This window comes from Sphingopyxis sp. PAMC25046, assembly GCF_004795895.1.
Lineage (GTDB): Bacteria > Pseudomonadota > Alphaproteobacteria > Sphingomonadales > Sphingomonadaceae > Sphingopyxis.
Genome location: NZ_CP039250.1, coordinates 735,632 through 762,267 on the forward strand (window position 1 = coordinate 735,632; position 26,636 = coordinate 762,267).

Sequence of the window (26,636 nt, forward strand, 5' to 3'; positions counted from 1 at the left end):
GACGCCGCCCTTGATCCATTGGCGAAGAGACGAAGCTCAGGCTTCGGCCATATCCTCGTCAAACTGTTCGACCGGACCCGAATCCTGGCCCTTGGCGTCGACGTCGCGGTCGACGAATTCGATGACGGCCATCGGTGCCGCGTCCGAGGCGCGGATACCGGCCTTGATGATGCGGGTATAGCCGCCGTTGCGGTCCTTGTAGCGCTCGGCGAGGACGTCGAACAGCTTCTTGAGCTGCGTGTCGTCCAGCAGGCGGCTGTTCGCGAGGCGGCGGTTGGCAAGGCCACCGCGCTTCGCCAGCGTCACCAGCTTTTCGACATAGGGGCGCAGTTCCTTCGCCTTGGCGACGGTCGTCGTGATCTGCTCATGCTTGATGAGCGAAGCCGACATGTTGCGGAACAGGGCCGTGCGATGCGCGCTCGTGCGCTGAAGCTTCCGGCCACCCGATTTATGACGCATGTTTCTTTCCTTCGTTCGTTAAGGGCCCGTGTGAGGTAGCCCAGACCAGGTCGATTGCGGGCCGACCCTTCCCCGCCCCGTCGCCCCCGCGAAGGCGGGGGCCGCTGGAAGCATAGCGCAAGGCAGCAAGCGGCCCCCGCCTTCGCGGGGGCGACGCGCTGTTATCCGAGAAGTTCCTGTTCGAGCTTCTTGGCCATTTCCTCGATATTCTCCGGCGGCCAGCCGGGGATGTCCATGCCGAGGCGCAGGCCCATCGACGACAACACTTCCTTGATTTCGTTCAAGGACTTGCGGCCGAAGTTCGGCGTGCGGAGCATTTCGGCTTCGGTCTTCTGAACGAGGTCACCGATATAGATGATGTTGTCGTTCTTGAGGCAGTTCGCCGAGCGGACCGACAGTTCGAGCTCGTCGACCTTCTTCAGAAGGAAACGGTTGAGCTGGTTGACGTCCGACTCGTCGGCGGTGGTCGACGGTGCCGCCATGCCGATGAGGCCGCTGTCGTTCATCGCCTCTTCGAAGTGGACGAAGACCTGGAGCTGGTCCTGAAGGATGCGCGCGGCATAGGCGACGGCATCTTCGGGGGTCACCGTGCCGTCGGTTTCGACGGTGAGGTTCAGCTTGTCATAGTCCAGTTCCTGACCGATGCGCGCATTGTCGACCTTGTAGGCGACCTGACGCACGGGCGAGTAGAGCGAGTCGACCGGGATCAGGCCGATCGGCGCGTCGACCGGACGGTTGGCGGTCGCGGGGACATAACCCTTGCCGGTGTCGGCAACGAGTTCCATGTTCAGCGTCGCGCCATCGTCGAGGTGGCAGATGACATGGTTCGGGTTCATCACCTTGATGTCGCCCGACACCATGATGTCGCCGGCCTTGACGGTCGCGGGACCGGTCGCCGAAAGCTGGAGCCGCTTCGGGCCTTCGCCTTCCATCTTGAGCGCGATCTGTTTCACGTTGAGTACGATGTCGGTGACGTCTTCACGCACGCCGGCGAGGCTCGAGAATTCGTGGAGGACGTTCTCGATCTTGATCGACGTGATTGCCGCACCCTGGAGCGACGAGAGCAGCACGCGGCGCAGCGCGTTGCCGAGCGTCAGGCCGAAACCGCGCTCGAGCGGCTCGGCGACGAAGGTCGCCTTGCGCTTGCCGTCGCTGCCAGCCTTGATTTCCAGGTTGCTGGGCTTCTTCAATTCCTGCCAGTTCCGGATATTGACAGTCATGGATTTCCCTTTGCTTTGGGCGGGACGGGCGGGGGTCGGCCACCTGTCCAGCGAGGAGTTTTATGCGGGCGGCGCCCCGGCTGGGGCGCGCCCGAAAAGACGTCAGACGCGGCGGCGCTTGGCCGGGCGGACGCCATTGTGCGGGATCGGCGTCACGTCGCGGATCGACGTGATGTGAAAACCGACCGCCTGCAGCGCGCGCAGCGCCGATTCACGGCCGGCACCGGGGCCCTTGACTTCGACTTCGAGGGTACGGACGCCATGTTCGGCGGCCTTTTTGCCCGCGTCTTCGGCGCAAACCTGCGCCGCGTAAGGGGTCGACTTGCGGCTGCCCTTGAAGCCCATCATGCCGGCGCTCGACCATGCGATTGCATTGCCCTGCGCGTCGGTGATGGTGATCATCGTGTTGTTGAAGGTCGCGTTGACGTGGGCCACACCCGACGAGATATTCTTGCGTTCGCGCCGACGAAGGCGCTGCGGTTCACGAGCCATGATGAAATCCTAACCTAAATCCTGAATGGCCGGTGGCTGGCTGTCGAAGCTGCCCCGGCTGGGGAAATAAGGAAGCGCGCCAACAGGGACGCGCTCGACCTTACTTCTTCTTACCGGCGATCGGCTTTGCCTTGCCCTTGCGGGTGCGCGCATTGGTGTGCGTGCGCTGGCCGCGGACGGGAAGGCCCTTGCGATGACGCAGGCCGCGATAGCAGGCGAGGTCCATCAGGCGCTTGATGTTCATCGCCGTGTTGCGGCGCAGGTCGCCCTCGACCGTGTGGTCGGCGTCCAGCGTTTCGCGGATCTGCAGGACTTCGGCGTCCGACAGGTCCTGAACGCGGCGGCTGTGGTCGATGCCCAGCTTGTCGGCGATGTCGACGGCGGTCTTGCGACCGATGCCGTGGATATAGGTGAGCGCGATGATAACGCGCTTGTTGGTGGGCAGGTTGACGCCCGCGATACGTGCCATTGGTAACTTTCTCCTGCTCCACAGGGCGCGCTGGCAATCGGCCCCATCTCAAAGCGTCTGAATTTCCAACGCAAAAAACGGACCACGATGCGCACGAAGACGCTTCGCCGTCCGGTCAGGCTGTCGGAATGTCCGAGCAGTTAGGGTGAGTCGCCCCGAAAGTCAAGCAGACTGCGGTGAATGGCTTGTCCGAAGATGCGATCACGAACGGGATGTAAGCGCTACCGCGCGATCGTTCAAGCGCGAGACGACCGCCCGATGAATCCCGGGAGCGCAGGCGATGACGCCAAAGGCCTGCGCGCGCGGCGTGTTGAACCTCAGCGGCTCGCCAAAGGCATCGGTGACCGCCGCGCCCGCCTCGGCCGCGATCAGCGCCGCCGCCGCGACGTCCCACTCGAATCCCCAGCGCAGCGTCGCGACGAGGTCGGCGCGGTCGTCGGCGACGAGCGCCATGCGGAGCGCAATACTGTTCGGCTTGGTCACCATGATCAGGTCGCGGTCGATCCTGGGCAGGCTGTCGGCGGGCACGCGCGACCCGTCGAAGATCATGCGGCGGCTGGCGCGCAGCGCTTCGCCGTTGAGCGTCGCGCCCTTGCCCTTTTGCGCGACCCACAGCTCGTCGAGCGCGGGAGCATAGAGCACGCCGAGTTCGGGGGTGCCGTCGACGACGAGCGCGACCGACACGCACCAGCCCGGACGGCCGCGGATGAAGTCGCGCGTGCCGTCGATCGGGTCGACGCACCACATGGCGCGACACGCAAGCCGGTCTTCATTGTCGGCGGTTTCCTCGGACAGCCACCCCGCTTCGGGCACCATCGCGCCGAGCACGGCTTTGAGCCGCGCGTCGACCGCTAGGTCGACGTCGCTCACCGGGTTGTCGTGCGACTTGTGCCACACGTCGACCGCCTTGCCCTCGCCCCGCCAGCGCGCCATCGCCATGTCGCCGACCTCGCGCGTTGCGGCGATCATCGCTTCGAGGTTGCGCGCGGGCATCCTGCCGTCCTTTTAGCTGCTCGCGACGGTCATGCCGTCGATGCGCAGCGTCGGCGCATTGGTGCCGTGGCGGAATTCAAGGTCGTTCGCCGGAGTGAGCGCGGCGAACATGTCGATCAGATTGCCCGCGATCGTGAATTCGGCGATCGGCCCCGCGAGCGCGCCGTCCCTGATCAGGAAACCCGAGGCGCCGCGGCTGTAATCGCCGGTCACCGGATTGACCCCCTGGCCGATCAGCTCGGTGATATAGACGCCCTCGGATATGCCCTCCATCAGCGCTGCCGGCGTCGCACCGCCCGCAGCGAGGTGCAAGTTGCTCGCGCCGACCCCGGAGGCGCCGCCGCCGCGGCTCGCGTGGCCGGTCGGCGTCAGGCCGAGCTGTTTCGCCGACGCGGTGTCGAGCAACCAGCCGGTGATCCTGCCGTCGGCCACGATGTCGCGCGCCGCGGTCGGCAGGCCCTCGCCGTCGAAGGCGCGGCTGCGCAGGCCGCGCGGCCGATGCGGCTCGTCGCGGATGACGATGCCGCTGTCGAACAGCATCGCCTCTTCCTTGCCGAGCAGAAAGCTCGTCCCGCGCGCGATCGCGGGACCGGCGATAGCGCCGAGCAGATGGCCGACGATGCTGCTGCTGATCCGCGGGTCGAGCAGCACCGGAAGCTTGCCCGTCGGCGCCTTGCCCGGATTCAACCGCGCGACCGCGCGCGTGCCGGCGCGTATCCCGATGTCGGCTGCGCTTTCGAGATCTGACAGATGGTGCGCGCTGTGCCATCCGTAATCGCGCTGCATCGCCGCGCCTTCGCCTGCGATGACGCTCGCCGACAGGCTGTGGCCGCTCGATCCGTATCCGCCGGCAAAGCCGTGGCTGGTCGCGAGCGCGAAGCGCGTGCGGCTGTGGCTCGCGCTGCCGCCTTCGCTGTTGGTGACCCCCGCGACAGCACGCGCCGCTTCCTCGACCATCAGCGCGGCTTCGCGCAAGGACTGGGGATCGGCGTCGCTGCCGTCGTCGAGGTCGAGATCGGGCACGGGCCCCTTGAACAGCAATTCTTCAGGCGCGAGCCCGGCATAGGGATCCTCGGGCGCCTCGCGCGCCATGGCGACGCAGCGGGTCACGAGCTTCGCAAGCTCGCCCGCGTCCATGTCGGCGGTGGACACGCTCGCGCTCCGCTGCCCCACGAAGACGCGCAGCGAAATATCCTGCCCCTCCGACCGCTCGACATCCTCGAGCGCGCCGAGCCGCATCGAGACCGAGGTCGCGGCGTTGCAATAATAAAGGGCATCGGCGGCGTCGGCGCCGGCCTGGGTCGCGGCGTCGCACAGCATGCGCGCGCGATCGAGAGCTTCGGAAACGGTCAGCATTGCCGCGCCCTATACGGCGCGCGGGCTAGCGTCAAACCTGGCTGCGGGCGATCAGCCGGTGATCGCCGCGATCGCGTCGGTCGCGGCGATCGCGCCGCTGATCCACAGGAAGGGCAGCGTCAGCGCGGCGAACCACAGGCGGCGAACGTCACGGCGGAAGCGCGCGTGCAGGCCCCAACTCGCGAGCGCCTGACGGCTCAGACGATACCAGTGGCGTTCGGTCGAGCGCGCGACGGGAAGCGCGAGCGCGAGCAGCATGACCAGCGCGACGACGATGAAGGCGGATGGCGCGCCGGCGGCGACCACGCTCATCACGAGCCAGATCTGCAGCGCGGCGAAGGCGATGAGGGCGGCGGCGGCATGCCATGTCATTCGGCGACCGAGGCTTCGTGCCGGCGGCACGCTGACTGCCGTGCGCCTCCACAGGCGCGGTCCGAATGCTGATGCCATGTTACAGCCCCCTAGGCTGGCGATTCCCAGAACCGCACGTTTTGCCCCAAAAATTCCTAAGTCAAGACAGCTTGCCAGCGATTCGTTAATTTTTGCACTCGGTTCGGCGCGGATTCACAACAAAATCGCGTCGGGCCGCTAGAATCATTGCGAATCTGGCCCTCTTTGATCCGTCCGGCACGACGGTAGGGGTGGAAAATACCCTCAGCCGAACGGAAACGGCGGGCTTGACCGCGCCGCGGGCCGCGGCGTAGCGCCATCGCGTTCCCTCGATCGACGGAGACGCGATGCGCCGGCCCAAATTGCTCGATACGGCAACCGATTATAGCTGGCCGCTCTTTCGCGCCGATGCGCTGGCCGGGGTCAGCGTTGCGCTTGTTGCCTTGCCGCTCTGCATCGCGATTGCCATCGCATCGGGCAGCACGCCGTTTGTGGGACTGGTTACCGCGATCGTCGGTGGCTTCGTCATTTCAGCAACCAGCGGCAGCCGGGTGCAGATCGGCGGGCCGACCGGCGCGTTCATCGTCGTCGTCTATGGCGTAATTCAGGATCATGGCATGGACGGGCTGATCGTCGCGACGATTATGGCGGGCATCCTGCTGATCGTCGCCGGCTTCTTCCGCGCCGGCCGGCTGATCGCGCTGGTCCCCGAACCGGTGATCGACGGCTTCACTATCGGCATCGCAGTGATCATCGCCGCCAGCCAGTTTCAGGACGCGCTCGGCCTGTCGGCGGGAAAGGTTCCCGCCGCCATGCTTCCGAAACTGGAGGCGCTGTGGGCGGCGCGCGCCACGCTCAGCTTTGCGGCGCTGGGGATAACCGCGGCGACGGTCGCCGCCATCCTGCTGCTGCGTCGCTGGCGTCCGCGCTGGCCGGTGCTGGTGATTGCCGTCGGCGCGGCTTCGTTCGCGGTTCTCCTGTTCCACCTGCCGGTCGATACGGTCGGTTCGCGTTTTGGTGCGTTGCCGACCGGATTTCCTGCTCCCCACTGGCCCGATGTGACGCCGGAGCGGATCGTCGCCTTGCTTCCGTCCGCGATCACGATCGCCTTTCTGGCGGGCGTCGAATCGCTGTTGTCGGCGATCGTCGCCGACCGCATGTTCGACGGCCGCCACCGCCCCAGCGCCGAGCTGCTCGCGCAGGGCTATGCCAATGTCGTGACGCCGCTGTTCGGCGGACTGCCGGTCACCGGCGCGATCGCGCGCACAGCGACCAACGTCCGCGCGGGCGGGCGCACGCCGGTCGCGGGCATGGTCCATGCGGCGGTAATCCTGATCGTCGTGCTCGCTGCCGGAGGACTCGCGGGTGCGCTCGCGCTGCCCGCGCTGGCAGCGGTGCTGCTGGTGACCGCCTATAATATGGCGGAACCCGAAAAATGGCGCGAGCATGCGGCGCTGCCGCGGGACGAGCTCATCCTGTTGCTCATTACCTTGCTGCTGACGGTATTCGCCGACCTGACGATCGCGATCGGTACTGGCGTGGCGCTCGGTTTCATCCTGCGCTGGCGGAAAGGGCGCGGCGCGGGGCGCTGGACCCCGCGTGAGCACTAGCTTCCGGCCCTAGGGCTGCGGCGGGACCGGCAGCGGCTCGGTATCGGCTTCGTCGGGGGCGGTCGGCGCGGCCGGAGCCTCGCCGTTCGCCTGCCGCTCGAGATCCTCGGCCGCCTTCTGCCGTTCGGCGAGCGCGCGCTCTTCGGCTACGACCGCCGCCTCCACCTCTTCGGCCGCGGCGTCGATACCCGCCAGGCGCTTGGCGCGCTCGTCGGCGATCATCGCCTGCCAGTCGGTCTTGTCGGCGGCGCGTCGTTCGGCGCGCGCGCCCGCGAGCAGCGCCTGCGTACAGCCCGTGAAGCCGCCGAGGCCGGTCGGCGAGCAGCTGTCGGTGCCGAAGCGGCCGACGCGTTCGAGAGCGACGACCTTGTTCGCCCAGGCTTCGTTGCGCGGATCGAGCGGGTTGCCGCGCAGCATCTCGGGCACGCGATAGCGTTCGGTTTCGGGCAGGCGATTACAGACGACGATTTCGTCGGGGCTCGACTGTTCGCACTTGTCGTTGCCGTAGACGATGACCTGATTGATCTTTTCGGCGTCGACCGTGGCTTCCTGTGCGGCGGCGGGCAGGGCGGCGGCGCTGCCGGCGAGGATCAGCGCGAACAGGGGGAGGCGGGTCATCGGATCTTCCTTTGTCAATTTGACGCGGCGTGGCACCGCGACCCTGCATCGGTCATGAACGACGCGGGGGCTTTTTCTGTATCAGATACGTTTCGACAGCGCGATGGCTGCACGGCAACCCGCGCGAATCGCCAGGCTGAGGATCGGGTATCCCGGCGCGCTTTCGGCGCCCGCCTTCAGCGCGGCTTCCTTATGTTCGAGCTCTTCGGCGCGGAAATCCTCGACAGCGGCGCTGAGTTCGGGGTCGCGGTCGCCGAGTTCGTTCAGCTGATGCTGATAATGGCGGTCGATCTCGGTCTCGACCGCGGCGGTGCACGCCATCGCCGCGCGCGGCCCCATCGCGGCGGTCACCGCGCCGAGCGCGAAGCCCGCGACGTTCCAGACCGGCTGGAGAGCGGTCGGGCGCACGCCGCGTCGCGCGATCATCGCGTCGAAGAACTTGCGGTGTCGCTCCTCCTGTTCGGCCATATGCGCGATCTCGCGCGCCATCGGGTGGCGGTCGCCCATCACCGCGAGCTGGCCCGCGTAGATGCGCGTCGCGCCATATTCGCCCGCTTGGTCGACGCGGATCATCGATGCGGTGCGCTTATTGGTCATGCCGCCGATGTGCGCCCGCGCCGCAGTAAGGTCAAGACGAGCACGGCGGCGGCGAAGGAGAAGATCGCGTTGAAGCCCGCGAGCGAGATGCCGAACAGCGACCATTGCACCGCGTCGCAGCGGATCAGCGGCGCGTTCATGATCGAATCGAGCGTGACGGGGCCGCCGGCGCCGGTCGCGCATGTCGTGACGCCTTCCCAGAATCCATATTCGACCCCGGCGTGGAAGACGCCGATCGCGCCGCTGACCGCGATCGCGATCGCGGCGAGCAAGGTGAGCGCGCGCATCGCCTTGTCGTTCCGGCGAAGCAGCAGCGCGGCGAGCGCCAGCAGGATCGCCGCCTGATGCGGCCAGCGCTGCCAATAGCACATCTCGCACGGATGAAGGCCAAAGCCATATTGAGACACGAGCGCCCCGCCATAGAGGAGGAGCGGTGCCGCGAACGCGACGATGGGCGCGGCGAGGCGCGATGTCAGCATGTCCGAAACGCCCTCAGTTGCGGCGCGCGGGCTTGGCGCCGGGTTTGCCGGCCTGCGCCATGCGCGCCGTGCCCGGTCCGATCCGCCCGATCGTCTGCAGCGCATAATGGAGCTGGAAATCCTCGATGCCCTTTTCTTTGAGCTCGGCCGCGGTCGCGGTGAAGCGCGGATCGGCCTTTTCATCCTTTTCGAGCAGGCCGTCGTCGACCTTCTTCTCGTTGATTAGGTGACGGCGCAGGTCGCTTTCCCGGAATTTGGGCCGCGAGGCGTAATCGGGGTCGCTGAGCTGCGGCACCTGGATGTCGGGGTCGATCCCGCCTTCCTGCACGCTGCGACCCGACGGCGTGTAATAACGCGCGGTGGTCAGGCGGAGCGCGGTGGTGTCGGTCAGCGGCAGCACCGTCTGCACCGATCCCTTGCCGAAGCTGCGTTCGCCCATCACGACCGCGCGATGCTGATCCTGCAGCGCGCCCGCGACGATCTCGGAGGCTGAGGCCGATCCCGAATCGATCAGCACGATCACCGGCGCGCCGCCGGCGGCGTCGCCCGGTTCGGCGAAATAGCGTTCGATGTCGCCCTTCTTGCGGCCGCGCTGCGAGACGATCTCGCCGCGTTCGAGGAACAGGTCGCTGATCCCGACGGCTTCGTCGAGCAGGCCGCCGGGGTTCGAGCGCAGGTCGAGGATCCAGCCGCGCGGCTTCTTGCCCAGCGACTTTTCGACCGCCATCATCGCCGCCTTGAGGTCGGCGGTCGCGTCGGCCGAGAAATTGGTGACGGTGAGCACGCCGACGTCGCCGCTGACTTCCCATTTCACGGGTTTCAGATCGATGATCTCGCGCGTCAGCGTCATCTCGATCGGCTTGTCCTGGCCTTCGCGCACGACGGTCACCTCGATCTGCGTGCCGGGGCGGCCGCGCATCTGCTCGACCGCTTCGTCGAGCGTCATGCCGAAGATCAGTTCCTTGTTGATATGGGTGATATAATCGCCCGCCTTGATCCCCGCCTTGTCGGCGGGCGTATCGGCGGTCGGCGCGATCACCTTGACGACGCCGTCCTCCATCGTCACCGACAGGCCCAGCCCGCCATATTCGCCGTCGGTCTGGGTTCTGAGGTTCGAAAAGCCGCGTGCGTCGAGATAGCCCGAATGCGGATCGAGGCTGGCGAGCATGCCGTTGATCGCGCCTTCGATCAGCTTCGAATCCTCGACCGGCTCGACATAATTCGATTTCACTTCGAGATAGACGTCCATGAAGCGCGCGATTTCTTCCTGCGTCTTCGAATCGACGGTCGCCATCGCGCCGGTCGCGAGCGGGACGAGAGCCAGCGTCGAAAGCGCGGCGGCGCCCTGCCACAAGGCGAAGCGGCGTTTCGGAGAAGCGGCGGTCTTGGTCGAGTCGGTCATTTCCATCTTTCACTCGGGCGAGAGCAATTTCGCCTTATAATCCCCGGCGCGCCATCATCCTACGCAAATCTGTGGGGGTCAAGCGGTGCATCCCTCTGCGGGACAGCGGCCGAACGGGCGATGAACCGCACGATCAGCCGATCATCGCGACGACGTCGACCGGACGGCCCGCGCGGCGAAGTTCGACGGTGATGCGGCTGTCGTCCGATCCCGCGCGGCCGACCGGGGCGCCGGCATCGACCGTATCGCCGACCCCCACCGACAGCGCGATCATACCGGTAAGCAGCGAGACCCAGCCGCCGCCATGGTCGATGATGACGATCTTGCCATAGCCGCGATAATCGCCGGCGAAGCCGACGCGGCCGGGTGCGGGAGCGACGACCTGTCCGCCGGGACGCGCGGCGATCGTGATCCCGCGCGATCGCACGCCGCTTTCATTGACCTCGCCAAGCCCGGCGACGATGCGCCCGACGACGGGCAGGCGATAGGCGCCTCGGGTCAGCTCGGCCTCTGCGGTGGCGGGCGGCGCGGCGCTTCCGGTTACGCTCGCTTCGGGGTTGCGGGGGCGCGGGATCGGCCCGGCGAGCTCAGCGAGTTGGGCGCGGACCGCGCCGTCGGCTTCGAGCGAATCCATCAGTTCGACGATGTCGCGCGCCTTCTCGCCGAGCCCCAGCGCGCGGTCGGCCTCGAGCTGCGCGCTACTCATCAGCTCGCGCGAGCGCAGCCGGCCTTCGTTTTCGAGCCGGGTGAGCGCGTCGCGGCGACGCGCGAGCTGCGCCTTGCTCGTCGACAGCGCCTTCAGTGCGATCGCCTGCTGCCGCCGCGTTGTGTCGAGCGCGGTCAGCTCGCGGCGGACGCCCGCGGTGCGCCGTTCGATCACGGGCATCGCGGCGTCGATCACCGCGCGCGCGTGGATCATGTCGGACAGCGAGCCCGGCTGCGCGAGGACGCTGACCGGCGGCTGACGGCTCAATTGCTGGAGCGAGGCGGCGAGTTCGAGCAAGGGTTGCTGTTGCTCGGCGAGCCGCGCACGCTGGCCCGCGAGGCGGCGGTTGACGAGCGCGACGCGCGCCTCGCCCGCGCTGATGTCGGCCTCGGCCGACTGGATGCGCGCGGCGAGCGCGGCGCTCTGCTTCTTGAGCCGGTCGGCCTCGCTGCTCGCGGCTTCCGCCTGTTTTTCGAGCAGCGCGCTCCGCGCCATCGCCGCCGCCGATTGCTGCTTCGCGTCGATAAGCTGTTCGCGCTCGCGCGTCGCGATGGCGGCGGGGTCGAAAATATCGCTCTGCGCCAGCGCGAGCGCGCCGCCTGCGAAGACGGCGGTCGCCGCAAGCCCCGCGAGCACGCGTCTCATTGGCGGCCTTCGCGGTGATAGGGGTGGCCGGCGACGATGCTCGTCGCGCGCCACAATTGTTCGGCGAGCATCGCGCGTGCCATCAGATGCGGCCAGGTGGCGCGACCGAAGGCGATAATCTTGTCGGCGCCCTCGCGCTCCTCGGGGGTGAAGCCGTCGGCGGCACCGAGGCAGAAACGCGCCTCGCGCACCCCGCCGTCGCGCCACTTTTCGAGGAGCCTTGCGAATTCGAGCGACGACATCTGCTCGCCGCCCTCGTCGAGCAGGATGGTGCGGCTATTGTCGGCCGCGGCGGGCATCCGCCCGCCGGTGTCGGGAAGTTCCGAAATCTTCTGCGCCCAGGTCACGCGCTTCATATAGCGCTCGACCAGTTCGGCCTCGGGCCCGCGCCCGATGCGCCCGCGCGCGATGATGTGCAGCAACATAGCGTTTTCGTTCACCTTTGGTGAAAGCGGCACCAGCCCGCTCCCCCGCCCGGCCTCCCCGACGATAGTAGCCTATGGGAGGCCGGGTAGGGGAGCGGGCTGGTGCCGCTTCTGTTCGGGCTCTAGGCCGAACAGAACAAAAACGTCAATTCGCTGCGGCGACCGGCGGCGCATCGCCGAACGACCACATGCGCTCGAGGTTGTAGAAGCTGCGCACCTCGGGGCGGAACAGGTGGACGATGACGTCGCCCGCATCGATCAGCACCCAATCGGCATTGGGCAGGCCCTCGACGCGAACGCTGCGGCCCGCTTCCTGCTTGATCCGCTGCGCCAGCTTCTCGGCGATCGCCGAGACGTGGCGCGTCGAACGGCCGCTCGCGATCACCATATGGTCGGCGATGCTGCTCTTGCCGGCAAGCGGGATGGAGATGGTTTCCTGGGCCTGATCCTCGTCCAGCTGGTGGAGAATCAGCGCGTGGAGCGAGTCCACGCTGTCGTCCGAAGACGTCGGGGCGGGTGCGGCGCCGGGCGCGTCACCCTTGTCGGCGGAGATCAAATGCGTCCTTTCTCGGTCGGTTCCACCAGCCATGAACGCGTCAGCGGGTCGCGCATCGCGCGGCCTTCATAGCGTTCGAACCAGCGGGGGTTGGCCTGCCGTATCGCAGTCGCGGATCGCACATCGGGCGAAAATCGCAAGAACACGAGGGCGGGCGGTCTCCAGTCTGTCCAATGGCTTTTCTGGTCTGCGGGCCGGACAAAACGCCGCAGCCATCCCATCGCACGTCTTGCATGGGCGCGGTCGTTATAGCCCGGACGCGCGACAACCGCAATCGGCATCAATCGCGCGATCTCCCGCCAGTCGCGCCATTGGGGCAGCTGAACCAGATTGTCGGCGCCCATGATCCAGATGAACCGGCGGTTCGGGTAACGCCGGACGAGCCTTTTGAGCGTATCGACCGTATAGCGCGTGCCGAGCTCGGCCTCGATCGCGGTCGCGCGGATCGGCGACCGCCGCGCCATCCGCCGCGCCGAACCGAGCCGGGCGGGGAGTGGGGCCATGCCCGCCTTCGGCTTCAAAGGATTGCCGGGCGAGACGAGCCACCACAGCTCGTCGAGCCCCAGCGCCTCGATCACATTGAGGCTGATCGCGCGATGCCCGCCATGCGCGGGATTGAAGCTGCCGCCGAGGAGGCCGGTGGGGATTTTCCGGTTCAGGGCCGGACCTGCCCCGTCCCGCGCACGAGCCATTTGTACGTCGTCAGCCCTTCGAGCGCGACGGGGCCGCGCGCGTGGAGGCGCCCCGTCGCGATGCCGATTTCGGCGCCGAGGCCGAATTCGCCGCCGTCGGCGAACTGCGTCGAGGCATTGTGCATGACGATCGCGCTGTCGACCCCGGTAAGGAAGCGTTCGGCGGTTGCGGCGTCCTCGGTGACGATCGCGTCGGTGTGGCGGCTCGAATGCGCGTCGATATGCGAAAGCGCCCCTGCGAGCCCGTCGACCAGTGCGACCGAGACGATCGCGTCGAGATATTCGCAGTCCCAGTCGCCGGTTGCCGCAGTCTCGACGTGCGGGCTCAGCGCCGCGATGTCCTTGTCGCCGCGGACTTCGCAGCCCGCGGCGATCAGCGCGTCGACAATCGCGAGCGGGGCGGGATAGGCGCGATCGATCAGGATCGTCTCGGTCGCGCCGCAGACGCCGGTACGGCGCATCTTGGCATTCACCGCCAGCGCCACCGCCTTTTGGGGATCGGCCGCACCGTCGATATAGAGATGATTGATCCCGTCGAGATGCGCGAGCACGGGCACGCGCGCCTCGTCCTGCACGCGCGCGACAAGGCCCTTGCCGCCGCGCGGGATGATGATGTCGATCAGCCCCTGCGCGCGCAGCATCGCGCCGACCGCGACGCGGTCCTGCGTCGGGACGAGCTGCACCGCATCGGAGGAGAGGCCCGCTTCGACCAGCCCCGCCGCGAAGGCCGCGTGAATGGCGCGGTTCGAATGCACCGCTTCGCTTCCGCCGCGCAGGATCACGGCATTGCCCGACATCAGCCCTAGCGCCGCCGCATCGGCGGTCACATTCGGGCGGCTTTCATAGATGATGCCGACGACGCCCAGGGGCACGCGCACGCGGCTCAGCACCAGGCCGTTGGGGCGGGTCACGCGGTCGATCTCGGCGCCCGACGGATCGGGGAGCTTCGCAACATCGTCGATCGCATGGGCGATCGCGCCAAGGCGACCCTCGTCGAGCCGCAGCCGGTCGAGCATCGCGCCCGACAGGCCGTTTTTCTGCCCGGCCGCCATATCCTCTTCATTGGCGGCGAGGATGTGCGCGGCTTGCGCGCGGATCGTCGCCGCCGCCGCGACCAGCGCCGCCGCCTTATCGGCGGTCGGCGTCAGCGCGACCCGTTTCGCGGCGGCACGCGCGCGCGCGCCCATGTCGGCGATCAGGGCGGCAGCGTCGCCGGGCAGGGGCGGGGCGGTCAGGGCTTCGGCGTTCATGGCGCGGCCACTACCATGTTTCGCCCGACTCTCGAAAGCCCCGTTGCGCCTCGCGCCCGGCATCTTTAGGCATGGCGCCATGACAGGGGATATCGAGGGTATCGGCAGCGCGGTAACCGCGGGCCTCGCGGCGCGCGCGGTCGAATCGCGGCATGGCGAGGGCAAAGCGCACGGCCACGCGCCGCCGCGCTGCCTCAATTGCGGTACCAGCCTGAAGGGCCCGCATTGCCACCATTGCGGACAGCGCGCCGACGTCCACCGCAGCTTCGGCGCGATCGGACACGACCTCGTTCACGCGATCTTCCACTTCGAAGGCAAGATCTGGAACACGTTGCCGCTGCTGGCGTGGCGGCCGGGCGACCTGACGCGGCGCTACATCCATGGCGAACGCGCGCGCTTCATTTCGCCGCTCGCTTTATTCCTGTTCGCGGTATTCCTGACCTATGCCGTGCTCGCGATGGTCGGCAGCGGCGGCGGCTTCGGCGAGGTGATCGCGAAGGAGGCGGCGGCGCAAACGCAATCGAACGCGCTCAAGGTCAGTTTCGAGGAAGAAATCGACCGGGTCGATGCGCGGTTGGCGCTGAAAGACTTGTCCGCGGCCGAACGAGAGCAGCTGAAGCAGGAACGCGAAACGCTTTTGAAAAGCGCCGACTATCTTGGCGTCGAGCGGCGCATGACGCGGGAGGAACGCGAGAGGGGGCCACCGGTTCTGGACGATCCCGCAGAGCAGGTGATGACGAGCGTGGATTTCGTGACGCGAACAAAGGTCGATACGGGTATCCCCGCCATCGACGAGGCGGCCGCAAAGGCGATCGCGAACCCCGGGCTGCTGCTCTACAAGCTCCAGGCCAACGCCTATAAATTCGCCTGGGCGCTGATCCCGCTGTCACTGCCCTTCATGTGGTTGCTCTATCCGTTCAGCCGCCGATTCCATACTTATGACCATTTCGTCTTCGTCACTTACTCGATTTCGTTCATGCTGCTGCTGTTCGTGGTCGTGCGGCTTTTGAACCTGACGATCTTCGGCGATCTCGCGATCTTTTTCGCGATGCTCTATGTGCCTTTCCACATGTATCGCCAGTTGCGCGGCGCCTATCGCTCGTCGCGGTTCGGCGCGTTCGTGCGCGCCAACCTGCTGCTCTTTTTCAGCCTGTTTGCGGTGATCTGGTTCATGCTGCTGCTGCTTGCGCTCGGGATCAGCGGCTAGAGGTGAAGCTGTAACAAAGACCGGCCACAAACCCGGCGATGCGGGAGGACATGCAAGTGCATCCATTGTGGCACGAAATCGATCGCCGTCTGCTCATCAAGCTCGGCACCGCGGGGCTCGCCGCGCTTTCCTTGCCCGGCGCCGCGGCCGCCGCGATGGCGCGGGGCTTTACCCACGGCGTTGCGAGCGGCGAACCCGGCGCCAATTCGGTGCTGCTGTGGACGCGCTATGCCGCGGCAAGCGACACGGCGCTGACCGTCGAGCTGTCCGAAAGCGCCGACTTCGCGCGCATCGCGGCGGGCGGCAGCGTCACCGCGACGGGCGATCGCGATCACACCGCGAAAATCGCCATCGATGGGCTCGAACCCGGCCGCTGGTATTTCTACCGCTTCGTCGCGCCCGACGGGACGAAGTCGGTCACCGGCCGCACGCGCACACTGCCCGCCGGGCCGACGAGCGCCTTCACCATCGCGCTCTTCTCCTGTTCGAACCTGCCCTTCGGCTGGTTCAACGCCTATGCCCATGCCGCGGCGCGGAACGATATCGACCTCGTCGCGCATGTCGGCGATTATCTCTACGAATATCGCGTCGGCGAATATCCCTCGCTGAAGGATGCGCTGCCCGGCCGCGAAATCCAGCCGACGCACGAGATGGTGAGCCTCGCCGACTATCGGCTCCGCTACGCCGCCTATCGCGCCGACCCCGATCTCCAGCGCCTCCATGCGCTGTTCCCGATGATCGCGCAGTGGGACGATCATGAGTTCGCGAATGACGTGTGGAAAGGCGGCGCCGAAAATCACAACGAAGGCGAGGGCGACTGGCGCGTTCGCGAAGCGGCGGCCGAGTGCGCCTATCGCGAATGGATGCCCGTCGCCGAAACGCGCTGGCGCCATTATCAGGCGGGCGACCTCGCGACGATTTTCCTGCCCGAAACGCGCATTACCGCCCGCGACCGCCCTTTTCAGCTCGGCGAGATATTGGAGGGCAAGGCCGACCCCGCGGCGGCGCTGAAGCAATTCGCCGAAAGCGATTATCGCGACCCGGCACGCCAATTGCTGGGCGCCGATCAGGAACGATGGCTGTTCGACGGATTGGCGCAATCGGTGAAGAGCGGCACGCGCTGGCAAGTCTGCGCGCAGCAGATCGTGATGGGCAGCCTGTTCACCCCGCCCGAATCGCGGGGCTGGTTCGGCGCCGACCAGCCCGATACTGTCCGCCGCCGCGTCGAGACGGCGCAACTCGCAGCCAAGGCCGGCCTGCCGCTCAACATGGACAGCTGGGACGGTTATCCCGCGGCGCGCGGCCGCCTGCTCGCGGCGGCGCAGCGCGCCGATGCCGATCTGGTCACCTTGTCGGGCGACAGCCACAACGCCTGGGCGTTCGACCTGACGCACGATCGCCGCCCCGCTGGGGTCGAGATCGCGGGCCACAGCGTCACCTCGCCGGGCTTCGAGGCCTATACGCCCGGCATTTCGGACGCCGCGCGCGTGTCTGCGCTGCGCGCGGTGTCGCCGCAGCTCAAATGGGCGAACACCGCGGATCGCGGCTATGTGACGGTGCAACTGACGCGTGAGCGGGTGACCGCGAGCTGGCACAGCGTCGAAACGATTCACAGCCATACGCCTGGGCTCAAAGGCACGCACAGCATGACTGCGACGCGCGGGCGCAGGAAATACGACGCTTGACACATTCATAACTCGATGGTTATGAAAAATCCATAGCTATGGAGTTATGGATTAAATGACGTCGTCACCCGACCAGCTGTTCAGGGCGCTCGCCGATCCGACGCGGCGCGCGCTGTTCGAGCGGATTTGTCTCGAAGGCGAGCAGACGGTCGGTGCGCTCACCGCCGAAGCCGGCATTTCGCAGCCCGCGGTGTCGAAGCATCTCGGCATTCTCAAACAGGCGGGGCTGGTGCGCGATCGGCACGAAGGCCGCCAGACGCATTACAGCGCGCAGCAACGCGCGCTCGCGCCGCTCGTCGACTGGACGGGGCGCATGAGCCGCTTTTGGGAAGCGCGGTTCGACGATCTCGAAGATTTGCTCAAAAGGATGGATCAATGACCGATAGCGATGTGCGCAGCGTGACTGTGGAGCGCGAGATTCCGCACCCGCCCGAAAAGATCTGGCGCGCGCTGACGACGCAGCATCTGATCGAGGAATGGCTGATGAAGAACGACTTCGGCCTCGACCTCGGTCACCGGTTCCAGATGCGCGGCGACTGGGGCCATGTCGACTGCGAGATTCTCGACGTCGATCCGGGGCGGAGCCTGTCCTATTCATGGAACCACGCGCACGACGATCCTGCTTACCGCCTTGAAAGCACCGTCACCTTCACGCTCGAACCCACCGCGGCCGGCACCTTGCTGCGCATGGAACAGACCGGCTTCCGCCCCGATCAGAAACAGGCGTTCGGCGGTGCCAAGGGCGGCTGGAAGATCCACCTCGAAAATCTCGAGAAGGTCGTGGCGACGCTCGACTGACCGTCAGACAGGGAGAAGATTATGAACTGGAGCCTTTGGATCCGGCGGTTTCACCGCTGGGTATCGATCCTCTTTTCGGCGATCGTCCTCGCCATTTTCGTGATGCTCGGCATCGGCCAGCAGCCGCCCGAATGGGTCTATTATCTACCGCTGCCGCCGCTCTTCCTGCTGATATTCTCGGGCCTCTACATGTTTTTCCGGCCTTATTTCAGGAAGCACGGCGGCGCGGCGGGCTGACGCTCAGCTATAGGGCGGCGCGTCCTCGAACTCGTCGAACGAAGGATAATCGTTCGCGACGCTCGCGGTGAAATTGGGCGCGCGCTTTTCGAGGAAGCTCGTCACGCCCTCGGCGGCGTCGGGGCTGCGGCCGCGCGAAAAGATCACGCGGCTGTCCCAGCGGTGTGCGCTCATCGGATGGGCGGCGCCCATCATCCGCCACAGCATATGTCGTGTCAGCGCGACCGACACCGGGGCGCTGTCGGCGGTCATTTCGCGCGCCTTGGCGATCGCGGCGTCGATCAGCTCGCCCGGCGCGTGGACCGACTGGACGAGGCCTTTTTTCTTCGCTTCGGCGGCGGAAATCAGGCGCCCCGAATAGCAAAGATCGACCGCGTTCGCGATGCCGACAAGGCGCGGCAGGAACCAGCTCGAGGCGGCTTCGGGCACGATCCCGCGGCGCGCGAAGACGAACCCGTAGCGCGCAGTGTCGCTCGCCAGCCGCGCGTCCATCGGTAGCGTCATCGTCGCGCCGATCCCGACCGCCGCGCCGTTGATCGCGCCGAGCACGGGCTTTTTCGCCTCGAAGATACGCATCGACACGCGCCCGCCGCCGTCGCGGATCAGCGGGTGCGACCAGTCGATCGAGCCGTCCTCGGCGACCGGGCTTGCTGACATGCCTTCGGGTAGCATCGCCAGCTTGTCGCTGCGCTTGTCGTAATCGAAGGTCGCGGCGCCGCCGCCGAGGTCGGCGCCCGCGCAATAGGCCTTGTCGCCATGACCGGTGAAGATGACCGCGCGCACGCTATCGTCGGCGTCGCACTCTTCGAGCGCGGCGATGATCTCGAGCATCATCTCGCCGGTAAAGGCGTTCATCCGGTCGGGCCGGTACAGCGTCAGCAGCGCGATGCCCTCATGCTTGTCGAGGCGAATCTGGTCGAAGCTCATCTTCTCTCTCCTTGGTTTTGGTCGCAGCGTTGCAAGCGACGGCGTCGAGTGCAAGCACTTTACGTAAACGTAAAGAAAGATCCTCCCCATCGCTGCCCGACAGGGAGGATCGCTTTCAACCCGGGGATGACGCGCCCTCGCTTTGTCGCTATAGGCCGCCGACCACCCCGGTGCCGCGCTCGCCTATGAGTCGCTTTGCCGGGGTCATTCATTTGGTTCCGACAGAAAGTTTGCGCCCATGGCCCGCCGCCGCCAGATCTACGAAGGCAAAGCCAAGATCCTTTACGAAGGCCCCGAACCGGGCACGCTCATCCAATATTTCAAGGATGATGCGACCGCGTTCAACGCGCAGAAGCGCGGGACGATCAACGGCAAGGGCGTGCTCAACAACCGGATTTCGGAGCATGTCTTCACGCTGCTCGGCAATATCGGCGTGCCGACGCACTTCATCCGCCGCCTCAACATGCGCGAACAGCTGATCCGCCAGGTCGAGATCGTGCCGATCGAGGTGATCGTGCGCAACGTCGCCGCGGGCACGCTGTCGAAGCGGCTCGGGATCGAGGAGGGGACGCAGCTTCCCCGCACCCTGATCGAATATTGCTACAAGGACGACGCGCTCGGCGATCCGCTCGTCGCCGAGGAGCATATCGCCTGCTTCAACTGGTGCAGCCAGGACGAGCTTCACGACATTCAGGACATGGCGATCCGCATCAACGACTTCATGTCGGGTATGTTCGCCGCGGTCGGCATTCGCCTCGTCGACTTCAAGCTCGAGTTCGGCCGCCTTTACGAGGGCGACTTCAGCCGCATCATCCTCGCCGACGAAATCAGCCCCGACGGCTGCCGTCTGTGGGACATGACGACGAACGAAAAGCTCGACAAAGACCGCTTCCGCCGCGACCTCGGCGGCGAGGTCGAAGCCTATCAGGAAGTCGCGCGCCGGCTGGGGCTGATGCCCGAAGGCGGCGAGAATGCGGTGCTCGACCTCGAAAGCCACCGCAAGAAAAAGGGCAGCTGAGGCTGCTTGATAGACCGTCGCCCCCGCGAAGGCGGGGGCGACGGGGTTCTCTAAATATTGATGCTCGTCGGGATCAGGCTCGGCTGCAGATAGGGATAGGGCTGCATCCGCCCGGCGTTGCGCCGCACGATCTCCGCCTCGACGCCCGCAAGCGCCGCCTGAAACCATGCCAGCGGCCCCTCCGCTCCCGTCACCCGCGGGTCCTGAAACCATAGCGGATAGGGAAAGGCGTTGCTGCGATAGTCGCCGAGCGGGCGGTAGTGCACCGACCCCAGCAGTTCGAGCACATTCAATTGTTCGAGCGCGAGCGCCATCGGCGGCATCATCGCGAGCCAGCCGGCCTTGTCGTGCCCGCGCTGGCCGTTCGGCGCCGCCTGCCAGCCCGCGCCGGTAATCGCGGGGGCAAAGGCCATGATGTCCTTTTGCGGAAAATTGACCGCGGCGTGCTGCGCGCTCGCGGTGAACATCACCATCGCGCACACGTCGGCAAGCTGCTTGCGCGTCGTTACGGGGCCGAAGCCCCTGATCTTCGCCGCGCCGGCAAGGCACGCCGCCCATGCGCCAAGTTCGGTGTCGGCGACAACGTCGGCGTCATGCGCATAATATAGGTCGATATATTGCCGCGCCCATTCGTGGATCGCATCCCACACGAGCAGCGCGTCGTCGCGGTAGGGATAGTCGGCGAGCGCTGAATCGACGCCGACGCCGCGCGCGGCGAAATCGGCGTGCGGCATCTTGCCATAGAAATCGAACGCGAGCCGCGCGTCGACCGCGGCGAGCTGGCTCGATGCGATCGTGCCCGCGAAAATATGGTCGATCGGGCCGTTCGCTGCGATCAGCGAGGTCGCCGCCGCTTCGTTGATGAAGAGCGTGCCCTCGAAATGCGGGACGAGCAGCGCCCAGACCGGATGGACTTCGGCAAGATGGCGGTGCGTCGCGACCGCGAACGCCTCGATCACCAGATGCGTCCGCGCGAGGTGCGTGAACAGCTCGTGATAATTGCCGTCGGCGACCTCGACGACGAACTTCGCCATTTCCCAGCCCCAAAGCTTGTCGGCGGCGGGCGAGGGGGTGAAGATCGGCCAGTCGGCGGGGTCCTGCCCGCACTGGATCGCGACCGGCACGAGCGACGATCCGCCCGGCGGGACCGCGAACAGCGCCATCGGCTGCCAGGCATATTTGGCGAGGCTCCCATAGGTGCCTGGGTCGAGGACTTCGAGCGGCTTGTAATCGAGCAGGAACAGCCGACCGTCGGCGAGCGCGGCCGCCAGCGTGTCGCCGTTCACGACCGCGGCATATTGGGCGGCGCTCAGCGGGAAGTTGGCGGGCAGGGCGCCGCCGACCGCAGCAATCAGCATGCAGTTCGGCCCCTGCACGCGCAGCCGCGCGAACTCGGCATCGCCCTCGAACATATAGGAGATCCCCGGGACGGGCAGCGTCGCGAACAGCGCGCGATAGGCTTCGATGCTGCGCACCGTCTTGCTGCCGAGGCCGAGCGCTTCGTCGACCTTCATCAACTCCTCGATCCGCTCCTTATAGCCCTTGAGCAACGCGACATGCGCGTCGCGCTCGGCGGCGGCGACGGCTTGCTGGACGTCGCCGATCATCCGTTCGAAGATGTTGCCGCCGCTGTGGACGCCATGCTCGGCCGCGATCTTGGCGGTCGAGGCCTCGATCGCGTCGCATTCGGCGAGCGCGGCCTCATATTCGGCGCGCGGGCTATCGAGTTCGCCCTTATCGACCCCGCCGAGCTTCACCGTCAGCGCGTTGCGCACGATCTCCAGCCCGACGCCGATCAGGATCGCGAACCAGGCGATCGTCGGCTCGTCATTTCGCGGAACGGCCGTCGCCAGCGGCACGCCGGGCAGGGTGGGGACGTCGGTCGTCCATGTATAGATCGCCTGCGTCGCGGTCAGCTGCGCCGCGCGCGCGGCCTGTTCGGCGGGCGTGTCGTCCTGCGGCAACGTGGGCGCGGCGGACGGCATCGGCACCGCCGGCGCGGCGCTGGATGGGGCAAGCGGCGGCATCGGATAAGACATGGCGTGGCTCCTGTCGGGCGCGAGACTTGTAAGAAACTATGGGACCGCGCGTATCGGCGAACATGGTTAATATTTCGCAAGCTATCCGCCCCCGATACGTCCCTAGAGCCGTGATAAGACGGGCTTTCATTCCTTAACCCCTGCTTTACCCGGCCTTGCTATCCCGCCCCCATGACGGGGGTCTTTCACACGCTGCAGGCGCGCTTCTTTCCGCCGATTCCGGACGCGATTCGGGACGATATCGCCGTTCTTCGCGCCAATCGCGTCGAGACGCTGACGCCGATGCTGTTCCTGATGCTCGCGGCGACGACGCCGACCGCCATCTACGCCGGGGTCGATACCGTCCATCCGGTGATCCGCATCGGTTTTCCGGTCACCCTCGCCATTGTCGGCGTGCTCGGCTTCCTGTTCCTGCGCCACAATCGTGGCCGCCGGATGAGCCCGCGCCGCGCGCGGCGCGTCATTCGCGAGGCAAGCTGGGTGTCGGGCATCACCGGTGCGATGTGCAGCCTGTGGACCGTGACCAACTGGCTCGCCGCGCCGCCCGAGGCGCACAGCTATTATGCGATGATCATGGCGATGGGCTCGCTCGCGACCGCCTATTGCCTGTCTTCGATCCGCTTCGCGACCTTCCTCAACCTCGGCGTCGGGCTGGCGCCGGTGTCGGCGCTGATGCTGACCTCGGGCAATCCGCCCGAAATTGCGGCGGGCACCAGTCTCGTCATCGCGACCCTGTTCCTGCTGCGCATGGTCGTCCAGCAGCACGGACAGGTGATCGACCTTCTCGAACTGCAGCGCCAGATGCGCGAGCTCGCGCATACCGACCCGCTCACCGGCCTTGCCAATCGCCGCGAATTCGACCTCAGGCTCGACGAGGCGATCGCCCGGGCCGACGGCGCCGGCCGCTTTGCGATCGCGCTGCTCGATCTCAACGGGTTCAAGCCGATCAACGACCGGCACGGCCACGCGATCGGCGACGGGGTTCTGTGCGAGCTCGCCGACCGCCTGCGCCGCGCCTGCGGTCATCACGCGATCGTTGCACGCCAGGGCGGCGACGAATTCGCCATCCTCGTGCCCGCCGGATCGCCACTGCTCGGAACCGCGCTCGCCGACCATATTCTCGCCGCCCTGGCGGCGCCCTACCGCATCGATGGGCGCTCGATCGGGGTCGGGGCGGGCATCGGCACCGCCTATTGGCCCGAACATGGCGACAGCGCCCGCCAATTGCTCGAAGTCGCCGACCGCGCGCTCTATGCCGCCAAGGCCGCCAGTCGCCCCCCGACGTCGTCTGTCGAAAGCGTCGGCCGGGTCGCATGACGACGGCTTGACCGCCCGCGGGGCGGCCGCCACATCGGGGGTCATGACCAAAAACCTCGTCCGGCGCGCCGCAACCGCGCTGTCGCCCCTCGTCCTCCTCATCGCCAGCACTGCGCCAGTCTATGCCAAAGAGGCTCCCGCCTCGGCGCCCGCAGCGGTCAATCCGCAGGACGCAGCGGCAAAGGCATGGAATTTCGCGGCCAGCGACATTGCGGTCGACCCGAACATCGTCTTCGGCGTGCTGCCGAACGGGATGAAATATGCGCTGCTCAAAAACAGCACACCCAAGGACAGCGTCGTGCTCCGCATGCGCTTCGACGTCGGAAGCTTCGCCGAAGCCGACGACCAGCGCGGCCTCGCCCATTTCCTCGAACATATGGCGTTCAACGGATCGACCAACGTGCCCGAGGGGGAGATGATCAAGCTGCTCGAACGCAAGGGCCTCGCCTTCGGCGCCGACACCAATGCCTCGACCGGCTTCGACGAGACGGTCTACAAGCTCGACCTGCCCAACGCCTCCGACGATCTGATCGACACCGGGCTGATGCTGATGCGCGAAACCGCGAGCGAACTGACGATCGATCCGGCGGCGGTCGACCGCGAACGCGGCATCATCCTCTCCGAACGCCGCGCGCGCGACACCTATCAGCTGCGCAGCCTGATCGATCAGCTCGACTTCCAGATGCAGGGGATGACGGTGGCGAGCCGCATCCCCGTCGGGACCGAAGAGGTGATCAAGACCGCGCCGGCGTCGCGTATCCGCGATCTTTACGAGCGCTATTACCGTCCCGAACGCGCGACGCTGGTGATGGTCGGCGATTTCGATCCCGCGGCGGTCGAGGCGAAGATCAAGGCGCGCTTTGCCGACTGGCAGGGGCGTGGCACCGCGGGCGCCGACCCCGATATCGGCAATGTCGATTACAGCCGCGCCGCCGCCGCCGACGATTTTGTCGACCCCGCGATCCAGGATTCAGTGACGATCGCGGCCTTCAAGCCATGGGTGGACGAGCCCGACAGCAGGGCGAAGCGCGCGCGCAAACTCGCCGAGGATGTCGGCGAGGCGATCGTCAGCCGCCGGCTCGCGAAGATCGCGCTCCGGGAAGATTCGCCGATCCTCACCGGCTATTTCAGCGACGCCGAGGGGTGGAGGATTTTCGATCAGGTCACCGTCGGCGCGGTCGCCAAGGAAGGCGCGTGGAAAGAGGCGTTGGCGCTCGTCGAGCAGGAACAGCGCCGCGCCGTCGAGCATGGCTTCACCGAGGCCGAGGTCGACGAGCAGCTCGCGATCCGCCGCACCGCCTTCCGCAATGCCGTGGCGGGCGTGACGACGCGGCGCAGCGAGACGCTCGCCGACGCGCTGGTCACGGCGGCCGAGGGAGATTTCGTTTTCACGCGCCCCGAAACTTCGCAGGCGCTGTTCGAGGCGGCCGCGCCGTCGCTCGACGCCGCCGCGGTCACCGCCGCCTTTCGGGCGCGGATGGAGGGGCTCAGCCCGCCGCTCGCGCGCGTGACGACGAAGATCCCGGTCGAGGGCGGCACCGCCGCGATCCTCGCCGACCTTCAGGCTTCGGCCAAAATCGCGGTCGCGCCGCCGTCAGAGGCCGCGAATGCCGCCTTCGCTTATGATGATTTCGGCACGCCCGGAAAAATCGTCAGCGACGAACGCGTCGAGGATCTCAATATCCGCCGCATCCGCTTCGCGAACAATGTGATGCTCAACATCAAGACCACCGATTTCCAGAAGGACAAGGTCATGCTGTCGCTGCGCGTCGACGGCGGCAACCTGCTCGCGACGAAGGACGATCCGACGAAGGTGTCGCTCGCGGGGTCGCTGATGCTCGGCGGGCTCGAGGCGCACAGCTATGACGAGCTGCGCTCGATCCTCGCGGGCAAGACGATCAGCCCGGTTTTCGGCAACGCCACCGACAGCTTTGGGGGCAGCGCGGTGACCTCGCCCGAGGATTTCGCGCTGCAGGCGAAGCTGATGGCCGCCTATATCACGCACCCCGGCTATCGCGCCGACGGGCTCGCACTGATCCGCCGCGTGCTGCCGCAGCAATATGCCGCGAACGACGCGACCCCGGCGGCAGTGCTCGGCCGCGATGCAGGCGGCATTCTCGCGAACGACGATCCGCGGTCGCAGACCCCGCCGCTGGGAAGCGTGATGGCGCTCGACTGGGCGCAGCTCAAACCCGTGGTCGCCGACAGCTTCGCGCATGGCGCGATCGAAATCGGCGTCGTCGGCGACATCGGCGAACAGGCGGCGATCGACGCGATCGCGGCGACCTTCGGCGCCTTGCCCCAGCGGCGCGCCGCCTTCGATCCACGGACCGAGGCGCGCGTTCGCCAATATGCGACCGACCGCAGCGAACGCACGCTGATCCACAAGGGGCCGGCCGAACAGGCCGAACTGCGCGTCTATTGGCCCGCGCGCGACGACAGCGATCTTGCCGAGGCGATGCGGCTCAATCTGCTCGCGCGCGTGATGCAGCTCAAGCTCACCGAGGAACTGCGCGAGCGGCTCGGCGAAAGCTACAGCCCCGGCGCGGCGGCGAGCCTGTCGGACGAATTTCCGGGCTACGGCCATCTCTTCGCCGCGAGCAACGTCGATTATCAGGATCTCGCGACGACGCGCGCGGCGATCTTCGCGATCGCGAAGGAACTGCGCGACCAGCCCGTCGATGCCGACCTCATCGACCGCGCGCGCCGGCCGCTCGTCGAGGCGATGGTCAAGGCGCGGCGCGAGAACAGCTATTGGCTGAACTATGTCGCCGAAGCCGCGACCCACGCCGACCGCCTCGACCGCAGCCGCAACGGGATAGCCGAAGTCGAGGCGGCGACCCCCGCCGAGCTTCAGGCGCTGGCGCGCCGCTACCTCGTCGATGATAAGGCGCTGGTGATCAAGGCGGTCAGCGACAAGGCAGGGGCCTGATCGACCGGGTTCCGCCGGCTGCGGACCTATCCTGCATCGTCACCCCGGACTTGATCCGGGGTCCACGACTTCGACGCCGCAGTGGATCCCGGATCAAGTCCGGGATGACGAAGGTCT

Annotated in this window: 27 protein-coding genes; 9 read left to right on the forward strand and 18 right to left on the reverse strand. The window is 66.8% G+C overall.

Annotated features, from left to right (window positions below; translation table 11 throughout):
• Positions 1 to 36 precede the first annotated feature (36 nt).
• The 7 genes from rplQ to E5675_RS03430 form a co-directional block, all read right to left on the reverse strand.
• Entirely contained in the window at positions 37 to 459 is a 423-nt protein-coding gene (gene rplQ, locus E5675_RS03400; RefSeq protein WP_136173346.1) for a 50S ribosomal protein L17, read from the reverse strand.
• A gap of 161 nt (positions 460 to 620) precedes the next feature.
• Entirely contained in the window at positions 621 to 1,679 is a 1,059-nt protein-coding gene (locus E5675_RS03405; RefSeq protein WP_136173347.1) for a DNA-directed RNA polymerase subunit alpha, read from the reverse strand.
• Positions 1,680 to 1,781: 102 nt separating this feature from the next.
• Positions 1,782 to 2,171, reverse strand: a complete 390-nt coding sequence (gene rpsK, locus E5675_RS03410) for a 30S ribosomal protein S11 (protein ID WP_003040416.1) — start codon at positions 2,169 to 2,171, stop codon at positions 1,782 to 1,784.
• Between the two features lie 100 nt (positions 2,172 to 2,271).
• Positions 2,272 to 2,640, reverse strand: a complete 369-nt coding sequence (gene rpsM, locus E5675_RS03415; protein ID WP_037553668.1) for a 30S ribosomal protein S13 — start codon at positions 2,638 to 2,640, stop codon at positions 2,272 to 2,274.
• 201 nt (positions 2,641 to 2,841) lie between these two features.
• Complete coding sequence (locus tag E5675_RS03420; protein WP_136173348.1) at positions 2,842 to 3,633, reverse strand: inositol monophosphatase family protein; 792 nt, start codon at positions 3,631 to 3,633, stop codon at positions 2,842 to 2,844.
• 12 nt (positions 3,634 to 3,645) lie between these two features.
• Positions 3,646 to 4,989, reverse strand: coding sequence for a metallopeptidase TldD-related protein (locus E5675_RS03425; RefSeq protein ID WP_136173349.1), 1,344 nt, complete (start codon positions 4,987 to 4,989; stop codon positions 3,646 to 3,648).
• 51 nt (positions 4,990 to 5,040) lie between these two features.
• Positions 5,041 to 5,361: a hypothetical protein gene (locus E5675_RS03430; RefSeq protein ID WP_247594764.1), complete on the reverse strand. Its 321-nt coding sequence runs from the start codon at positions 5,359 to 5,361 to the stop codon at positions 5,041 to 5,043.
• Between the two features lie 365 nt (positions 5,362 to 5,726).
• On the opposite strand from E5675_RS03430, the gene E5675_RS03435 reads away from it, so the two are divergent.
• Complete coding sequence (locus E5675_RS03435; protein ID WP_136173351.1) at positions 5,727 to 6,989, forward strand: SulP family inorganic anion transporter; 1,263 nt, start codon at positions 5,727 to 5,729, stop codon at positions 6,987 to 6,989.
• 9 nt (positions 6,990 to 6,998) lie between these two features.
• Here E5675_RS03435 and E5675_RS03440 read toward each other — a convergent pair whose 3' ends face one another.
• From E5675_RS03440 to E5675_RS03480, 9 genes are all read right to left on the reverse strand, one after another.
• Positions 6,999 to 7,607 (reverse strand): hypothetical protein, encoded by a 609-nt coding sequence (locus E5675_RS03440; RefSeq protein ID WP_136173352.1) that lies wholly within the window; start codon positions 7,605 to 7,607, stop codon positions 6,999 to 7,001.
• Positions 7,608 to 7,688: 81 nt separating this feature from the next.
• Complete coding sequence (locus E5675_RS03445) at positions 7,689 to 8,204, reverse strand: demethoxyubiquinone hydroxylase family protein (protein WP_136173353.1); 516 nt, start codon at positions 8,202 to 8,204, stop codon at positions 7,689 to 7,691.
• A complete protein-coding gene (locus E5675_RS03450) occupies positions 8,201 to 8,683 on the reverse strand; it encodes a disulfide bond formation protein B (protein ID WP_136173354.1) in 483 nt (160 codons plus the stop codon). The genes E5675_RS03445 and E5675_RS03450 overlap by 4 nt, the downstream gene beginning before the upstream one ends.
• A gap of 13 nt (positions 8,684 to 8,696) precedes the next feature.
• Positions 8,697 to 10,085 carry a S41 family peptidase gene (locus E5675_RS03455; protein WP_136173355.1) on the reverse strand — a complete coding sequence of 463 codons (1,389 nt, stop codon included), beginning with the start codon at positions 10,083 to 10,085 and terminating at the stop codon, positions 8,697 to 8,699.
• Between the two features lie 133 nt (positions 10,086 to 10,218).
• Positions 10,219 to 11,436: a peptidoglycan DD-metalloendopeptidase family protein gene (locus E5675_RS03460; protein ID WP_136173356.1), complete on the reverse strand. Its 1,218-nt coding sequence runs from the start codon at positions 11,434 to 11,436 to the stop codon at positions 10,219 to 10,221.
• Positions 11,433 to 11,861 (reverse strand): 23S rRNA (pseudouridine(1915)-N(3))-methyltransferase RlmH, encoded by a 429-nt coding sequence (locus tag E5675_RS03465; protein ID WP_136176314.1) that lies wholly within the window; start codon positions 11,859 to 11,861, stop codon positions 11,433 to 11,435. Before E5675_RS03465 ends, E5675_RS03460 begins: the two co-directional genes overlap by 4 nt.
• A gap of 145 nt (positions 11,862 to 12,006) precedes the next feature.
• Positions 12,007 to 12,417 (reverse strand): ribosome silencing factor, encoded by a 411-nt coding sequence (gene rsfS, locus E5675_RS03470; protein ID WP_136173357.1) that lies wholly within the window; start codon positions 12,415 to 12,417, stop codon positions 12,007 to 12,009.
• The gene (locus tag E5675_RS03475) at positions 12,414 to 13,109 is read right to left on the reverse strand and encodes a nicotinate-nucleotide adenylyltransferase (RefSeq protein WP_136173358.1); all 696 of its coding nucleotides are present in this window, start codon (positions 13,107 to 13,109) and stop codon (positions 12,414 to 12,416) included. The genes rsfS and E5675_RS03475 overlap by 4 nt, the downstream gene beginning before the upstream one ends.
• Complete coding sequence (locus tag E5675_RS03480; RefSeq protein ID WP_136173359.1) at positions 13,073 to 14,359, reverse strand: glutamate-5-semialdehyde dehydrogenase; 1,287 nt, start codon at positions 14,357 to 14,359, stop codon at positions 13,073 to 13,075. The genes E5675_RS03475 and E5675_RS03480 overlap by 37 nt, the downstream gene beginning before the upstream one ends.
• 79 nt (positions 14,360 to 14,438) lie before the next feature.
• On the opposite strand from E5675_RS03480, the gene E5675_RS03485 reads away from it, so the two are divergent.
• The 5 genes from E5675_RS03485 to E5675_RS03505 are packed head-to-tail and all read left to right on the forward strand — an operon-like array spanning position 14,439 to position 18,286.
• The gene (locus E5675_RS03485) at positions 14,439 to 15,566 is read left to right on the forward strand and encodes a DUF3667 domain-containing protein (RefSeq protein WP_136173360.1); all 1,128 of its coding nucleotides are present in this window, start codon (positions 14,439 to 14,441) and stop codon (positions 15,564 to 15,566) included.
• 50 nt (positions 15,567 to 15,616) lie between these two features.
• Positions 15,617 to 17,251, forward strand: coding sequence for an alkaline phosphatase D family protein (locus E5675_RS03490; RefSeq protein ID WP_210727602.1), 1,635 nt, complete (start codon positions 15,617 to 15,619; stop codon positions 17,249 to 17,251).
• 55 nt (positions 17,252 to 17,306) lie between these two features.
• A complete protein-coding gene (locus E5675_RS03495; RefSeq protein WP_136173361.1) occupies positions 17,307 to 17,630 on the forward strand; it encodes a metalloregulator ArsR/SmtB family transcription factor in 324 nt (107 codons plus the stop codon).
• Positions 17,627 to 18,049, forward strand: coding sequence for an SRPBCC domain-containing protein (locus E5675_RS03500; RefSeq protein WP_136173362.1), 423 nt, complete (start codon positions 17,627 to 17,629; stop codon positions 18,047 to 18,049). Before E5675_RS03495 ends, E5675_RS03500 begins: the two co-directional genes overlap by 4 nt.
• 21 nt (positions 18,050 to 18,070) lie before the next feature.
• The gene (locus E5675_RS03505; RefSeq protein ID WP_136173363.1) at positions 18,071 to 18,286 is read left to right on the forward strand and encodes a hypothetical protein; all 216 of its coding nucleotides are present in this window, start codon (positions 18,071 to 18,073) and stop codon (positions 18,284 to 18,286) included.
• 3 nt (positions 18,287 to 18,289) lie between these two features.
• Here E5675_RS03505 and E5675_RS03510 read toward each other — a convergent pair whose 3' ends face one another.
• The gene (locus E5675_RS03510) at positions 18,290 to 19,213 is read right to left on the reverse strand and encodes a crotonase/enoyl-CoA hydratase family protein (RefSeq protein ID WP_136173364.1); all 924 of its coding nucleotides are present in this window, start codon (positions 19,211 to 19,213) and stop codon (positions 18,290 to 18,292) included.
• A gap of 238 nt (positions 19,214 to 19,451) precedes the next feature.
• On the opposite strand from E5675_RS03510, the gene purC reads away from it, so the two are divergent.
• A complete protein-coding gene (gene purC, locus E5675_RS03515; protein WP_037553641.1) occupies positions 19,452 to 20,231 on the forward strand; it encodes a phosphoribosylaminoimidazolesuccinocarboxamide synthase in 780 nt (259 codons plus the stop codon).
• Positions 20,232 to 20,281: 50 nt separating this feature from the next.
• Here the strand turns inward: purC and E5675_RS03520 are convergent, their stop codons facing one another.
• Positions 20,282 to 22,270, reverse strand: coding sequence for a lipoxygenase family protein (locus E5675_RS03520; protein WP_136173365.1), 1,989 nt, complete (start codon positions 22,268 to 22,270; stop codon positions 20,282 to 20,284).
• Positions 22,271 to 22,441: 171 nt separating this feature from the next.
• Between E5675_RS03520 and E5675_RS03525 the strand changes: the two genes are divergently transcribed.
• Both E5675_RS03525 and E5675_RS03530 read left to right on the forward strand, forming a co-directional pair.
• Positions 22,442 to 23,587 carry a diguanylate cyclase gene (locus tag E5675_RS03525; RefSeq protein WP_247594765.1) on the forward strand — a complete coding sequence of 382 codons (1,146 nt, stop codon included), beginning with the start codon at positions 22,442 to 22,444 and terminating at the stop codon, positions 23,585 to 23,587.
• A 43-nt stretch (positions 23,588 to 23,630) separates the two neighbouring features.
• Positions 23,631 to 26,519, forward strand: a complete 2,889-nt coding sequence (locus E5675_RS03530) for a M16 family metallopeptidase (protein WP_136173366.1) — start codon at positions 23,631 to 23,633, stop codon at positions 26,517 to 26,519.
• Positions 26,520 to 26,636: the final 117 nt, after the last annotated feature.

Coding starts and splice junctions, on each gene's coding strand:
- rplQ (WP_136173346.1), bottom strand. CDS start 459: ATGCGTCATAAATCGGGTGGCCGGAAGCTTCAGCGCACGAGCGCGCAT.
- E5675_RS03405 (WP_136173347.1), bottom strand. CDS start 1,679: ATGACTGTCAATATCCGGAACTGGCAGGAATTGAAGAAGCCCAGCAAC.
- rpsK (WP_003040416.1), bottom strand. CDS start 2,171: ATGGCTCGTGAACCGCAGCGCCTTCGTCGGCGCGAACGCAAGAATATC.
- rpsM (WP_037553668.1), bottom strand. CDS start 2,640: ATGGCACGTATCGCGGGCGTCAACCTGCCCACCAACAAGCGCGTTATC.
- E5675_RS03420 (WP_136173348.1), bottom strand. CDS start 3,633: ATGCCCGCGCGCAACCTCGAAGCGATGATCGCCGCAACGCGCGAGGTC.
- E5675_RS03425 (WP_136173349.1), bottom strand. CDS start 4,989: ATGCTGACCGTTTCCGAAGCTCTCGATCGCGCGCGCATGCTGTGCGAC.
- E5675_RS03430 (WP_247594764.1), bottom strand. CDS start 5,361: ATGACATGGCATGCCGCCGCCGCCCTCATCGCCTTCGCCGCGCTGCAG.
- E5675_RS03435 (WP_136173351.1), top strand. CDS start 5,727: ATGCGCCGGCCCAAATTGCTCGATACGGCAACCGATTATAGCTGGCCG.
- E5675_RS03440 (WP_136173352.1), bottom strand. CDS start 7,607: ATGACCCGCCTCCCCCTGTTCGCGCTGATCCTCGCCGGCAGCGCCGCC.
- E5675_RS03445 (WP_136173353.1), bottom strand. CDS start 8,204: ATGACCAATAAGCGCACCGCATCGATGATCCGCGTCGACCAAGCGGGC.
- E5675_RS03450 (WP_136173354.1), bottom strand. CDS start 8,683: ATGCTGACATCGCGCCTCGCCGCGCCCATCGTCGCGTTCGCGGCACCG.
- E5675_RS03455 (WP_136173355.1), bottom strand. CDS start 10,085: ATGACCGACTCGACCAAGACCGCCGCTTCTCCGAAACGCCGCTTCGCC.
- E5675_RS03460 (WP_136173356.1), bottom strand. CDS start 11,436: ATGAGACGCGTGCTCGCGGGGCTTGCGGCGACCGCCGTCTTCGCAGGC.
- E5675_RS03465 (WP_136176314.1), bottom strand. CDS start 11,861: ATGTTGCTGCACATCATCGCGCGCGGGCGCATCGGGCGCGGGCCCGAG.
- E5675_RS03475 (WP_136173358.1), bottom strand. CDS start 13,109: ATGGCTCGTGCGCGGGACGGGGCAGGTCCGGCCCTGAACCGGAAAATC.
- E5675_RS03480 (WP_136173359.1), bottom strand. CDS start 14,359: ATGAACGCCGAAGCCCTGACCGCCCCGCCCCTGCCCGGCGACGCTGCC.
- E5675_RS03485 (WP_136173360.1), top strand. CDS start 14,439: ATGACAGGGGATATCGAGGGTATCGGCAGCGCGGTAACCGCGGGCCTC.
- E5675_RS03490 (WP_210727602.1), top strand. CDS start 15,617: ATGCAAGTGCATCCATTGTGGCACGAAATCGATCGCCGTCTGCTCATC.
- E5675_RS03495 (WP_136173361.1), top strand. CDS start 17,307: ATGACGTCGTCACCCGACCAGCTGTTCAGGGCGCTCGCCGATCCGACG.
- E5675_RS03500 (WP_136173362.1), top strand. CDS start 17,627: ATGACCGATAGCGATGTGCGCAGCGTGACTGTGGAGCGCGAGATTCCG.
- E5675_RS03505 (WP_136173363.1), top strand. CDS start 18,071: ATGAACTGGAGCCTTTGGATCCGGCGGTTTCACCGCTGGGTATCGATC.
- E5675_RS03510 (WP_136173364.1), bottom strand. CDS start 19,213: ATGAGCTTCGACCAGATTCGCCTCGACAAGCATGAGGGCATCGCGCTG.
- purC (WP_037553641.1), top strand. CDS start 19,452: ATGGCCCGCCGCCGCCAGATCTACGAAGGCAAAGCCAAGATCCTTTAC.
- E5675_RS03520 (WP_136173365.1), bottom strand. CDS start 22,270: ATGTCTTATCCGATGCCGCCGCTTGCCCCATCCAGCGCCGCGCCGGCG.
- E5675_RS03525 (WP_247594765.1), top strand. CDS start 22,442: ATGACGGGGGTCTTTCACACGCTGCAGGCGCGCTTCTTTCCGCCGATT.
- E5675_RS03530 (WP_136173366.1), top strand. CDS start 23,631: ATGACCAAAAACCTCGTCCGGCGCGCCGCAACCGCGCTGTCGCCCCTC.